This window comes from Mixta mediterraneensis (genome assembly GCF_014946725.1).
In the GTDB taxonomy this organism is placed as follows: domain Bacteria; phylum Pseudomonadota; class Gammaproteobacteria; order Enterobacterales; family Enterobacteriaceae; genus Pantoea; species Pantoea mediterraneensis.
Map to the genome: position 1 here is coordinate 678,268 of NZ_JACFXY010000001.1, position 12,283 is coordinate 690,550.

The 12,283-nt window shown below is 49.4% G+C and carries 14 protein-coding genes and 1 pseudogene; 10 read left to right on the forward strand and 5 right to left on the reverse strand.

Annotated features, from left to right (window positions below; all coding sequences use genetic code 11):
• Positions 1–24 precede the first annotated feature (24 nt).
• The gene (locus H2P46_RS03380) at positions 25–1,104 is read left to right on the forward strand and encodes a DNA adenine methylase (RefSeq protein ID WP_193403786.1); all 1,080 of its coding nucleotides are present in this window, start codon (positions 25–27) and stop codon (positions 1,102–1,104) included.
• Between the two features lies 1 nt (position 1,105).
• Positions 1,106–1,408 (forward strand): type II restriction endonuclease, encoded by a 303-nt coding sequence (locus H2P46_RS03385; RefSeq protein WP_193403787.1) that lies wholly within the window; start codon positions 1,106–1,108, stop codon positions 1,406–1,408.
• Positions 1,409–1,411: 3 nt separating this feature from the next.
• On the opposite strand, the pseudogene H2P46_RS03390 reads toward H2P46_RS03385, so the two are convergent.
• Positions 1,412–2,217: pseudogene (locus H2P46_RS03390) on the reverse strand (IS5 family transposase).
• Between H2P46_RS03390 and H2P46_RS03395 the strand changes: the two are divergent.
• The gene (locus H2P46_RS03395) at positions 2,149–2,940 is read left to right on the forward strand and encodes a type II restriction endonuclease (RefSeq protein ID WP_275092412.1); all 792 of its coding nucleotides are present in this window, start codon (positions 2,149–2,151) and stop codon (positions 2,938–2,940) included. The pseudogene H2P46_RS03390 and the gene H2P46_RS03395 sit on opposite strands and share 69 nt — an antisense overlap.
• A 278-nt stretch (positions 2,941–3,218) precedes the next feature.
• Here the strand turns inward: H2P46_RS03395 and ampE are convergent, their stop codons facing one another.
• Entirely contained in the window at positions 3,219–4,073 is an 855-nt protein-coding gene (gene ampE, locus H2P46_RS03400; RefSeq protein ID WP_193403789.1) for a beta-lactamase regulator AmpE, read from the reverse strand.
• A 24-nt stretch (positions 4,074–4,097) separates the two neighbouring features.
• Entirely contained in the window at positions 4,098–4,640 is a 543-nt protein-coding gene (ampD, locus tag H2P46_RS03405; protein WP_193403790.1) for a 1,6-anhydro-N-acetylmuramyl-L-alanine amidase AmpD, read from the reverse strand.
• A gap of 198 nt (positions 4,641–4,838) precedes the next feature.
• On the opposite strand from ampD, the gene nadC reads away from it, so the two are divergent.
• The 4 genes from nadC (at position 4,839) to hofC (ending at position 8,933) form a co-directional block, all read left to right on the forward strand.
• Positions 4,839–5,735, forward strand: a complete 897-nt coding sequence (nadC, locus tag H2P46_RS03410) for a carboxylating nicotinate-nucleotide diphosphorylase (protein ID WP_193403791.1) — start codon at positions 4,839–4,841, stop codon at positions 5,733–5,735.
• Positions 5,736–5,913: 178 nt separating this feature from the next.
• Positions 5,914–6,369, forward strand: a complete 456-nt coding sequence (gene ppdD, locus H2P46_RS03415) for a prepilin peptidase-dependent pilin (RefSeq protein ID WP_193403792.1) — start codon at positions 5,914–5,916, stop codon at positions 6,367–6,369.
• Complete coding sequence (gene gspE / locus H2P46_RS03420; protein ID WP_193403793.1) at positions 6,356–7,741, forward strand: type II secretion system protein GspE; 1,386 nt, start codon at positions 6,356–6,358, stop codon at positions 7,739–7,741. Before ppdD ends, gspE begins: the two co-directional genes overlap by 14 nt.
• Entirely contained in the window at positions 7,734–8,933 is a 1,200-nt protein-coding gene (hofC, locus tag H2P46_RS03425) for a protein transport protein HofC (RefSeq protein ID WP_193403794.1), read from the forward strand. The genes gspE and hofC overlap by 8 nt, the downstream gene beginning before the upstream one ends.
• 31 nt (positions 8,934–8,964) lie before the next feature.
• Here the strand turns inward: hofC and H2P46_RS03430 are convergent, their stop codons facing one another.
• Complete coding sequence (locus tag H2P46_RS03430) at positions 8,965–10,005, reverse strand: GMP reductase (protein ID WP_193403795.1); 1,041 nt, start codon at positions 10,003–10,005, stop codon at positions 8,965–8,967.
• Positions 10,006–10,239: 234 nt separating this feature from the next.
• Between H2P46_RS03430 and coaE the strand changes: the two genes are divergently transcribed.
• Genes coaE through yacG form a run of 3 tightly spaced genes read left to right on the forward strand, consistent with a single transcriptional unit; the run spans position 10,240 to position 11,802 of the window.
• Entirely contained in the window at positions 10,240–10,848 is a 609-nt protein-coding gene (coaE, locus tag H2P46_RS03435; RefSeq protein ID WP_193403796.1) for a dephospho-CoA kinase, read from the forward strand.
• 4 nt (positions 10,849–10,852) lie between these two features.
• Positions 10,853–11,596: a cell division protein ZapD gene (gene zapD, locus H2P46_RS03440; protein WP_193403797.1), complete on the forward strand. Its 744-nt coding sequence runs from the start codon at positions 10,853–10,855 to the stop codon at positions 11,594–11,596.
• An 8-nt stretch (positions 11,597–11,604) separates the two neighbouring features.
• A complete protein-coding gene (gene yacG / locus H2P46_RS03445; protein ID WP_193403944.1) occupies positions 11,605–11,802 on the forward strand; it encodes a DNA gyrase inhibitor YacG in 198 nt (65 codons plus the stop codon).
• A gap of 28 nt (positions 11,803–11,830) precedes the next feature.
• On the opposite strand, the gene mutT is transcribed toward yacG, so the two are convergent.
• A complete protein-coding gene (mutT, locus tag H2P46_RS03450) occupies positions 11,831–12,226 on the reverse strand; it encodes an 8-oxo-dGTP diphosphatase MutT (protein WP_193403798.1) in 396 nt (131 codons plus the stop codon).
• Between the last annotated feature and the right edge of the window lie 57 nt (positions 12,227–12,283).

The following is a 12,283-nucleotide window of genomic DNA, read 5'->3' on the forward strand; positions in this document are numbered from 1 at the left end:
AATTGGGTATTCTATGGTGGCAGCATGAGCTTGGATTTGATGGATTTATTCTCGGGGGAGCCGTTTCAGTCAGGAATTTTTCCTAAAACACGCTATCAAGGTAGCAAATATAAACTAACAAAATGGATTGCGGATTGCTTAGGGCATCTGGATTTTGAGACTGTACTTGATGCTTTTTCTGGCACCTCCTCTATAGCATATATGTTTAAGGCCATGGGTAAAACTGTCATTGCTAATGACAAAATGCACTTCAATTATCAAATAGCAAAAGCTTTCATTGAAAATAACGCCATTACAATTAATGAGGAAGATATAAATTTTGTCTTGCGCAAAGATCCTTCTTATTTATATAAGAATATTATAAGTGATCACTTCGAAGGGATATATTATCTTCATGATGAAGATATATGGCTAGACATGGTAACGCAAAACATACATCGGATGCATAATGAATATAAAAGAGCCATCATGTTTTGGGCCTTATTCCAGTCATGCCTTTCTAAAAGGCCTTATAATCTATTTCACAGAAATAACCTTAACGTCAGAACGGCAGATGTAAAAAGAAGTTTTGGTAATAAAGCAACCTGGGATAAGCCATTCGAGCAGCATTTTTTAAAATTTATCAAAGAGGCGAACCTCGCTATATTTGATAACAAAAAGCCCAATAAAGCCATTAACAGTGATATTGCACATATCGCTTATGATGAAGTCAATGCCGATTTGGTATATTTCGATCCGCCTTATGTTCCTGTAAAAGGCAGCTTAACAATGTACATGGATTTCTATCATTTCCTGGAAGGCCTGGCGAATTATGATAACTGGGAGTCTAAAATAGATTTCAATAGCAAAAATAAGGCGATGTTAAAAACTAAATCTCCATGGGAAGACAGGAAGTTTATATCACAGGAATTTTTTAAATGTATATCCGCCTTTAAGAACAGCAAGATTGCTATCTCTTATAGAGAAGACGGCATTCCCAGCATTGATGAAATCACCGCTTTTTTACAGTTAATAGGTAAGCGTGTTGAAGTTAATTATGTTAATTATAAGTACGCACTATCTAAAAAAACAAAAGTCAGAGAAGTTCTGATTACAGGGGTGTAAAATGGATTTTCATCAAAAGCTTATAAATTTCTTACCACACTTAAAAAATGCTTTAACAGTCCCAGGGAGTAAAGACTGGTCTGTGAAAGGATTTATTGATACTTACAGAAATATTTACTCTATTACCACTGACACCAAGGTCATATCGAAAGTTTTAGAAATTATGATATTTCCTCACCTGCTGGAGTTTGCCAGGAAAAATAACTTAACGATCAGGCTCCCTCCCCATCAAAACTATTATCCTGATGTGACCTTTATAGATTCAGAAGGCAAAAAGTATGCGATTGATTTAAAGACAACTTAGAACCTATCCCAAAAGGATTTTATTCCAGACAATGATGCTGCAAGCAAAATGCAGCATCGCCTCGTAGTTTTCGACTTTCTTCTCCCATCGCGTCAGTATGCGGCGAAAGCGATTCATCCAGCTATGCGTTCTTTCCACAACCCAACGATGAGCCCTGAACTCGCTGTTTTTAATTGCCTCAGACTCCTCTTTCCCCGACTGGATATGAGGTTCATAACGACGAGCTTTCAAACAAATTTCCACCCATTCAGCCTCATAGCCTTTGTCCATACACAGATGCAGCCTGCGACCCGGCCTGCCGGTCTGTAGCGCGTCCAGCGTATCTTCAACCAGTTTTATGTCGTGGGTATTTGCCCCTGCGACAGCCAGCGAGAGCGGAAGCCCGTTCCCGTCGGTCATCAGGCTCCGCTTTACTCCCTGCTTCCCCCTGTCAGTCGGGTTGCGACCTGTTTTTTTGAGCCTGCAAGGGGCGATTTTGTCATGCAGCCATCCATCGACAACCATGACCAGTCAATGGCATCCCGCTTCTCGCAGGCAAGCAGCCCGTTTTGCCAGAAGCGTTCAAATACTCCAGCATCCCGCCATTCCTGAAAGCGGCGGTGGGCTGAGCTGGATGAGCAAATATCCGTGGCATTCAGGGCATTCCATTGGCAACCGGTTCTGAGCACAAAGAAAATGGCGTTCATTGCGGCACGATTATCAACACGTCTACGATGCGTGCCCAGCGGATGGTGGGTTTTATGTTCCGGGAGAAGTGGAGCCATTTTCTCCCAGAGTTCATCGCTGATCTGCCACTTGTTGCCCGCCATACTTCGCCCTCAAAAATTGCCATTATTTACGATCTGACAATTCCTTTTGGGATAGGTTCTTACAGAATCACTGAGAATTCCGTTAATGGTATGACTTTAGGCGCTTTTACGGGCTATTTTAGAAACCGCTCATCTTATAAAAATGCGCTCTTTCCCTACGAACATTATGAAAAACACTATGTTTTAGGCGTTATTTATTCACGTAGTGATATTGACAGCATAACCCAGTTACTCACGGCGCAGGGCTTTAAGCTAACCGCAGCCAAACGTAAACTTCTGATAACATACATGAATAATGCAAGCGATGAAAACTGGGAATTGCTGACTGGTGCTTACCATGAAGATGTAGCCGATTATCGACTGGAAATAGATTCGTATTTAGTTGATGAGCTAGAGTCATACAATTTAGATAATTTTGAAAGCATCGTTTCTGTTGCGCGGAATTTTGAATTCTTTGTCCAGGAAAAATGGCGACTGGCTGTGGACAGGCCCGGAAGTGGCAATACCAAAAATATTGGCTCTGAAACCCTTGTTCGACGACTGTTAAATGAAGAGGGCCTGTTTTTTAGAGAGTACGGAGCCAATGGCGAAGCTGAGTTCGATAAATACTGGATGCAGTATCAAACAAAAGATATGGCCAGAGCACTGGAGCAAGACGAACCTATCTACCGGAACTTACATACCTTCAGGCAGTGGCTGGCGTCCCTACAAAATAATAAATAATTTGTCGGTTTCTGACTCAGGAAGATGAACCGTCAGTTCAGAATAAACGGGAATGGCACGCTTCCCGTTTAAATTTTTTGTGCGTCTGTTGTCGATACGTATGGGCGGAAATGGCTGAATTTAGCGTTGAGGAAGCATGCGACGGGCTGGCGTGCCGTGTCCGAAATCATACTAAACGTGAAGGCGATCCGTTATGGATCGCCAGACGCCATGCAAGCCTGAGATTAGCCGAATGGCGTAAAAGACTGTGCGCCTGATTCTGACGTACCGCCTGCCGATTACACTAACGTGCCATAAATCGTTAACAGCGCGACCACCACAACCAACACCAGCGAAATACGCTTCGCTAACGCGACCGCAATGCGTGGCGTTTCAACTTTATCGGTATGCGGATCGCGTTCCAGTGAGAACTGCGCCAGGCTGGTCAGCACCTGATATTGTGAGCGATGGCGATCGGTGAGCGAGGCAAACCAGGCTGGCAATGCTTTTTCCCCATGACCCAACAGCGCATAGGCCACACCCGCCAGCCGGACCGGAACCCAGTCCACCACGTGCAAAATGCCATCTACACCTGATTGTGCTCGCGCTATTGGCGTTTGATGCTTCGCCAGCCAGCTTTGCCAGGCCCGTAGAAACGCGTAACCCACCAGCAAAACGGGTCCCCACGGCCCCCCGATCACGAACCAAAACAGCGGCGCAAGGTAAAAACGAAAGTTAATCCAGATCAGCGCGTTTTGCAGTTCACGGAGATATTCGCGCTCACTGCATTCAACCGGCACGCCGTGGATCAGGGTTAATTCAGCCGCCATCGCCTGATGCGCCGCAGCATCATCATGGCTGGCCGCTTTCAGATAGCTGTGATAATGCAATCGCACTGAGCCTGCACCAATACATAGCAATCCCGTCATGATCCAAAACAGCAACTGCACCACGCCAAACAGCACCCCTTTCAGGCTCCATATCACCAGCGTAGTAATTGCCATCGCCAGTACCATCATCAATAGCGTACGTATCATTGAGAAATGCCGACGATGAAGGAAAACGGATTCAAGCCGGTGATCGAGCTGCCAGTGCTCGCCCAGTTTAAACAGGCGTTCCCAGCCTAAAACTAATAACAAGGTAAATAACGTCATACAGACTCCGAATCATTCAGAATTTTATCGCGTTAACAGCTGCTTATAATAATGCCAGTCAAAGGCCGGACCGGGATCGGTTTTCCGTTCCGGAGCAATATCGCTGTGTCCGGTTATACGCGATAGTGTAAGCGGATAACTCTGCATCAATAACTGCGTAATCCGTTGTAATGACTGATATTGCGCCTCGGTGTACGGCTCAACATCGGTCCCCTCAAGCTCAATGCCAATCGAATAATCGTTGCAGTTATCACGTCCTTCAAACTGTGAGACACCCGCATGCCAGGCTCGTTTATCAAACGGCACATATTGAACGATTTCGCCATCACGACGAATTAAACAATGCGCCGCCACACGTAAGTGCGCAATATCGGCAAAATAGGGATGCGCATCAGCAGGCAAGGCCCCCGTAAAAAGCTGATCAATCCACGGTCCACCAAATTCGCCCGGCGGTAAGCTGATATTGTGGATAATCAGTAGCGAAGGTACTTCCTCATCAGGCCGATCGTTGCAGTGCGGAGAAGGCACCTGACGCACGCCGCTTAGCCAACCTTGTTCAATTTTCATGCCGACTCCCTTATCCAGACCTGGCTGAGAATAGCATGAATTTAAAGGGCTTCTTGCGCCTTAATGCGTCACGGTAAAGGTGAATAATCGGTGTAAGTTAAGGATACTAAACAAAGCTGCGCATCTGACTGGCGTGAGATAATCTTTCGGGCTATTGTGGACGCTACATTCATTTGGCCTTTTTGGAGCAGAACGCTTATGTCCATGCGTCGTTATGATCCAGACAGCCGCCGCCAGGCGCTGATTGAACGCATCGAAAACGATATACCTGAAGCCGTCGCACGCGCTCTACAGGAAGATCTGGGCGGCGATATTGATAGCGATCGCGATATTACCGCGCAGTTGCTGCCTGCTGAAAGCCTGACCCATGCGCAGGTTATTACCCGTGAAGCCGGTGTTTTCTGTGGTAAACGTTGGGTTGAAGAAGTGTTTATCCAGCTGGGTTCGCACGCGTCGCTGACCTGGCATGTAGAAGATGGTCAAACTGTCATGCCTGATCAACTGCTGTTTGAAATTGACGGGCCCGCTCGCCTGCTGCTTACCGCCGAACGCACCGCGCTGAATTTTGTGCAGACACTGTCAGGCGTAGCCAGCGAAGTCAGCCGTTACGTGAAGTTGCTAAAAGGTAGCCAGACGCAGCTGCTGGATACGCGTAAAACCTTGCCTGGCCTGCGTACTGCGCTGAAATATGCAGTATTGTGCGGTGGCGGCAGCAATCATCGTCTCGGGCTGTCAGATGCGTTTTTAATTAAAGAAAACCATATCATCGCCAGCGGGTCGATACGCCAGGCAGTTGAAAAAGCCTTTTGGCTACATCCTGACGTACCGGTTGAAGTCGAAGTGGAGACACTAGACGAGTTAAGCCAGGCGCTGGATGCCTCTGCCGATATTGTCATGCTGGATAATTTTAGCCTTGATGGCATGCGTGAAGCCGTCAGGCTTACCGATGGTCGTGCGCTGCTTGAAGTTTCTGGCAATGTTACCGAAACCACGCTGCCGCAAATCGCGCAAACTGGTGTTGATTATGTCTCGGTGGGCGCATTGACTAAACATGTCCGTGCGCTCGATCTGTCGATGCGTTTCCAGCAAAAATAAATGTCGGTGCCGGGGTTCTGGACCGGCACATTTTGCGAGCTGCGTTCCATCACGTTGCGCTCTGATCTGCAATAGCTCTCCTTGTCCGCGTAACATCTTCCATCCGCTGAATCGGCTGCTGTCGCTTAGCCGGTAAAATTTTTAGGCTGTGGCCTTCTTATTATTCAGGAGGCATGGAATGAATGATCAACGTGGATTTACTTTGATCGAATTGATGATTGTGGTCGGCATTGTCGCCATTCTCAGCGCCATCGGTCTGCCCGCCTATCAAAGTTATCTTCAGCGCGCCGCACTTACCGACATGCTACAAACGATGATCCCCTATAAGACTGCGGTAGAGCTCTGCGCCATTGAGCGCGGTGGCCCAGGCCAATGTCAGGCCGGACAGCATGGTATCCCTTTAGCAAAAGGCTCGCGCTATGTTTCATCCGTAAGCGTGACTAACGGTAATATCACGTTAACGGGGCAGGAAAGCCTGAACGGCCTGAGTGTGGAAATGCTGCCGGTTTGGGACAGCACCGAAGGCGGCATCAGCTGGCAGCGCAGTTGTATCAGCAACAATAGCAGCCTGCAAAATAACTGTCTGGAACAGTTCCGCTTCGCTGATAAGGGAGCCAGCGATGAAAAAGCCTGAGGATGCAATAGCTTTACTGTGCCAGCGTTATCAGGCCATCGTTTTGCATCACGATGCCACACAACTACGCATCGCCGTTGCTGACCCTATTCCTGCTGGCCTTGCTGAAGCGCTGCACTTTGCCAGTCAATGCCAGATTGAAATCGAAAGCTGGCCACAGGCACGGATGGATCACTTCCGGCATGGTGGGCAACCCTCAGTGGCCCAGGAAACCGCCCCCACTGAATCCGCTATTGAAGCAACCCAGCAGATTTTGTGCCAGGCGCTGCAACGTCGTGCCTCAGACATCCATATCGAACCGTTACAACACGGCTTACGGATAAGATTACGCATTGATGGTGTGCTGCAGCCGCTCTCCTCACTGCCAGACGCACAACCTGCCGCGCTATTAGCCAGGCTGAAAATTCTGGGTGGGCTGGATACCGCTGAGCGCCGCTTACCACAAGACGGACAATTTAGTCTGGAACTTAAAGGTAAACCTGCGTCATTCCGCCTGTCTACGTTGCCGATCCAGCATGGGGAAAAGGCGGTCATTCGTCTGCTGCAAAGCGAAGGCGCTGCTTTATCTCTGGAAAAACTGGGGTTACCGGCCAACCAGCTGCGGCTTTTGTCCGCTGCACTGGCGCAGCCGCAGGGTTTGATTCTGGTGACTGGCCCAACCGGTAGCGGCAAAACCTTTACGCTTTACAGCGGATTAAGTGCGCTCAATAAGCCAGAAAGAAATCTGTGTAGCGTGGAAGATCCGATTGAAATTCCACTGCCCGGCATTAACCAAACGCAGATCAATCCAAAGTGTGGCCTCGATTTTAATCGCGTGCTGCGTGCCTTGTTGCGTCAGGATCCCGATGTAATCATGGTGGGCGAAATTCGTGATGCGGAAACGGCAGAAATCGCTGTGAAGGCAGCACAAACCGGGCATCTGGTTTTATCGACGCTGCATACGAATTCTACGGCAGAAACACTGACGCGGTTACATCAGATGGGCATTCCCGGTTACCTGCTGGGACCTGCCTTGCGTTTGATTATTGCACAGCGTTTAGTCAGACGTTTGTGTCCACACTGTCGCCAGCCGGCACAAGCCGTCGCTCACTATCCGGCTGAGCTTTGGCCTGGAACCCTACAAACCTGGCGAGCCCCTGGCTGCGATCACTGCTTTTCCGGCTATTTTGGTCGGCTGGCGCTGTTTGAACTGTTACCGGTCACCGCGAAATTACAAAATGCTATTGCTGCGGAAATGCCGCTCGACAGCCTGCTCGCTCTGGCAAAACAGCAGGGAATGCGAACGCTGCTGGCTGCCGGCCTGGAAGCTGTCAGCCGGGGTGATACTTCGCTGGAGGAAATGCAGCGCGTGATAGGACTGGACGATGGCTAATCTGTGTTTATTCAGCTGGCAAGCGGTAGACAGCAAAGGCGAATTGCAAAGCGGCAAAAGTCTGGCGTTAAATAGCGATCGGCTGGTTGTGAGCCTGGCTGAATGCGGCCTGCTGCCAGTCAACTGGAAACGGGATAAGGTCTGGCGCCAGCGTGACTGGAAATGGCAGCAGAAAATTGATCTGATACGGCAACTTGCGACTTTGCTGAAAGCGGGACTGCCCCTTTCGGAAGGGTTATCGCTGCTCGCTGAAGGTCATCCGCATAAGGGCTGGCAGGCTCTGTTATCGGCGCTGCAACAGCACGTACTATCAGGCGAACCCTTTTCGCAGGCATTGCGGCAATGGCCACAAATTTTTCCACCTCTTTATTCTGCGCTTATGGAGGTGGGGGAATTAACCGGTCAGCTGGATGTCTGTTGCGAGCAGCTGGCGCAACAACAGGCACGGCAGCAACACCTGTGGAATAAGGTAATAAAAGCGCTACGTTACCCTCTGTTTATCTTACTGGTGGCTATCGCTGTTTCCTGCGGTATGTTGCTTTTTGTGTTACCGGAATTCGTTTCCGTTTATGCAGCCTTTGACGCTCCCCTTCCTGTGTTTACCGCCGCTGTAATGCAACTTTCTGCGGGGCTACAGACATGGGGCTTGCAGCTGGCTTTTTTGATGGTGCTGATGTTTTTGGGCGGGCAACAGTTGCATTGTCGGTCAACCGACTGGCAACGTTATGAACAGCGACTGTTATTACGCATTCCCTTACTTGCTGGCTTATGGCGCGGTAGCCAGCTTACGCAGATCTACACTATTCTACAGCTAACGCAGCAAGCCGGGCTGACATTACTGCAAGGATTAGAAGCGGTGCAGATGACGCTTTCTTCAATAATATGGCGCGAGGCCATTACCGAATTGCAATATCACATCGCGCAAGGAAAACCGCTGCATCAGGCACTGAACACGCATCCACTTTTTACTGCATTGTGTTGTCAACTGGTGCGAGTCGGTGAAGAAGCTGGCGCATTAGACGTGATGCTGGCGCGTCTCGCTGAGTGGCATGAAGGACAAACCCTGTCTCGCGCCGACAGTCTGTCTGCGTCACTGGAGCCGATGATGATGGTAATTATTGGCGGAATCGTTGGCACGCTGGTCATTGCCATGTATTTGCCGGTATTTGGTTTAGGAGATGCCATGCATTAAGGGCGCGCTGGCGATACCGCGCCCTGTTGCATCAGCGGTTGAATACCCGATTTTCTTGCTCGGCAACGCGAATGAAGGTGGTGCGCTTAGTCAGCTCTTTCAAACGCTCAGCCCCGACATACGTACAGGCAGAACGGAGACCACCAAGAATATCGCGTGCCGTTTCTTCAACCGGCCCGCGCAACGGCAATTTCACTGTTTTACCTTCAGCTGCACGATAACCGGCCACGCCGCCAACATGACGCTTCATGGCGGATTCAGAACTCATACCATAAAACAGCATGAATTTTTCACCGTTCTCTTCCACTACGCTACCTTCACATTCGTCGTGTGCGGCGAGCATACCCCCTAGCATGACGAAATCTGCGCCTCCGCCAAAGGCTTTAGCAATGTCGCCCGGCACCGCGCAGCCGCCATCACTGACAATTTGCCCACTCAGGCCATGCGCGGCGTCAGCGCATTCAATCACCGCAGAGAGCTGCGGATAGCCCACGCCCGTTTTCACGCGCGTGGTGCAAACGGAGCCGGGGCCAATGCCAACTTTGACAATATCCGCACCAGAAAGGATAAGCTCTTCGACCATTTCGCCTGTTACCACATTACCTGCGCAAATCGTTTTGCCGGGAAAGGCTTCACGCGCACGTTGTAAAAATTCGACAAAGTGTTCGGAATAACCATTGGCAACATCAATGCAGATAAATTGCAGATCATCAGAGAGAGCCATGATGGCGATGAGCTTGTTAAGATCAGCGTCAGAAGTGCCGGTTGAAACCATGACGGACTTCAGCACAGAAACGGGAACGCGCTGAATAAACGCACGCCAGTCATCCACGCTGTAATGTTTGTGAACCGCAGTCAGGATACTGAAGCTGGCCAGCGCTTCTGCCATCAGAAAAGTACCCACAGTATCCATGTTGGCAGCGATAACCGGCACACCGCTCCAGTTCAGACCAGAATGTTTGAAGGTAAAGCTGCGCTCCAGCTCAACCTGGGAGCGACTCTTCAGGGTAGAACGCTTAGGGCGGATTAATACATCTTTAAAGCCCAGTTTTAAATCTTCTTCGATACGCATAAATAGTGTCCTGGTTAGTGGCAACGAACCGCAGTTCGTGAAGCAAGCACGGCTCCAGTGGTGTGATGATACGCGCTAATCATCCTGCCGCAAGACTGCGAATTTCACTTTATTTAAGCTACAATCCGATAAATTTAGCTGAAAAACACGAAAGTGATCTGACGCGCACTTTTGCGTTTTAATATCAGAACTTAACGATTATTCAGCCGCTTAAAGCGTGATTGAGAGAACCTTATGCCTTATACCGTAGCGCTGACCGGTGGTATCGGCAGCGGGAAAAGTACGATTGCCCATGGTTTTGCGGCGCTGGGCGTGACAATTATTGATGCTGATGTCATTGCGCGCGAAGTCGTTGAACCTGGTTCGTCCGCTTTGCAGGCCATTGTGGAACGTCACGGTAAGTGGATGCTCACGGAGCAAGGCTCGCTTTTTCGCGCCCGTTTACGCGAAATTATTTTTCAGTCGCCAGAAGAGAAGGCCTGGTTAAACCATCTGCTACATCCATTGATTAATGCCCGCACGCAGCAGCTTAAAGCTGAAGCCAGCTCGCCTTACGTTTTATGGGTAGTGCCGCTGCTGGTGGAAAATCAGCTACAGCATCAAGCCGATCGCATATTAGTGGTTGATGTTGACGAAGCGACACAGCTGGAACGCACCCAACTGCGAGATAACATCTCGCTAACGCAGGCCCAACTTATTCTTTCAGCGCAGGCCACGCGCCAACAGCGCCTCGCCTGCGCTGATGACATCATTGATAATAGTGGCGCGCCTAAAGATACGCTGCCGCAGATTGCCGAACTCCATCAACGCTATCTGGCGTTAGCGGCAACGCAACAGGATTAACAATATGAGTACAATCGTTCTTTTTGAATATCCCCTGAATGAAAAAATGCGTACCTGGTTACGTGTTGAATTTCTGATGAATCAGTTGCAGGAAATTGTACCGCTCAGTAATACCGCAAATGCACTAAATTTCTTTCGCCTGATTAGTGAATTGCTCGATATTTTTGAGCGCGGCGATATACGTACTGAATTGCTGAAAGAGCTGGAGCGGCAACAGCAAAAATTGCGCGCCTGGGCTGATGTGCCGGGCGTCGACATGACGCTGGTAGAAGTATTGCGCGACAAATTAAAAGCGCAATCAAGCCAGCTAATGAACGCGCCACGCATGGGGCAACAGCTGCGCGAAGATCGTCTGATCGGTTTGGTCCGTCAGCGTTTAAGTATTCCCGGCGGCTGTTGCAGCTTTGACTTACCCAGTCTGTACATCTGGCTCCATCAGCCGCAGGAAATACGTGATAAGCAGGTGAGCGCCTGGCTTGATACACTGGCGCCATTGTATAGCTCGCTGGCAATTATTCTGGATTTGATTCGCCAGTCAGGTGCGTTTCGCAATCAAACCAGCCTGAACGGTTTTTATCAGGATAATGCCGAAGGCGCGGACTTACTGCGTTTGCAGCTACAGCTGAACGATTCGCTTTATCCGCAAGTTTCTGGTCATAAAAACCGTTATGCCATCCGTTTTATGCCGTTCGACAGCGATCGCGGCGAAGTGCCAGCAAGACTTAATTTTCAACTGGCCTGTTGTTAGAGGTGAAAATGCAGCAAGAAATCCTTACCGTTAAATGCCCACAATGCGGCAAAGATGTCATCTGGGATGAACTGAGCCCGTGGCGGCCTTTTTGCAGCAAACGCTGTCAGCTAATCGATTTAGGTGAATGGGCTACCGAAGAGAAACGCATTCCCAGCAGTAGTGATCTGAACGACAGTGATGACTGGAGCGAAGAAGACCGTTAAGCATTAAGTGGGGCAATACGCCCCGTTTTTAAAATTCACCTGCAATAAGCCGCGCAATGAGCTGATGGTTAGCGGGAGGAAACTCTTCTGCGACTAGCGCATGCTGCGCAACCCAGCGCTGCGGCTGCCCTTCGCGTCCCCAGGGCTCCCCTTTCCAGCCTTCAACCAGAAAGAAATGCAACGTCACGCGAAGATCGTCATACGTATGATCGGCCTCGCCAATCGCCCGGGCCTCGGTGACTTCAATGCCGGTTTCTTCCAGTAATTCACGAACCAAACCCTGTTCGGCGCTTTCTCCCGCCTCAATTTTACCGCCGGGAAATTCCCACTTATTGGCCATGTATGAGGTCGCTGCACGCTGGGCAAGGAAAATTTGTTTATCGGCGTCGCGAATAATACCTACTGCGACCTGCAAATGCTTCATGAGTAATATCCAGTGGTTATGGCTGAATGAATGCCGATTTTAAAACATGGCTTAAAG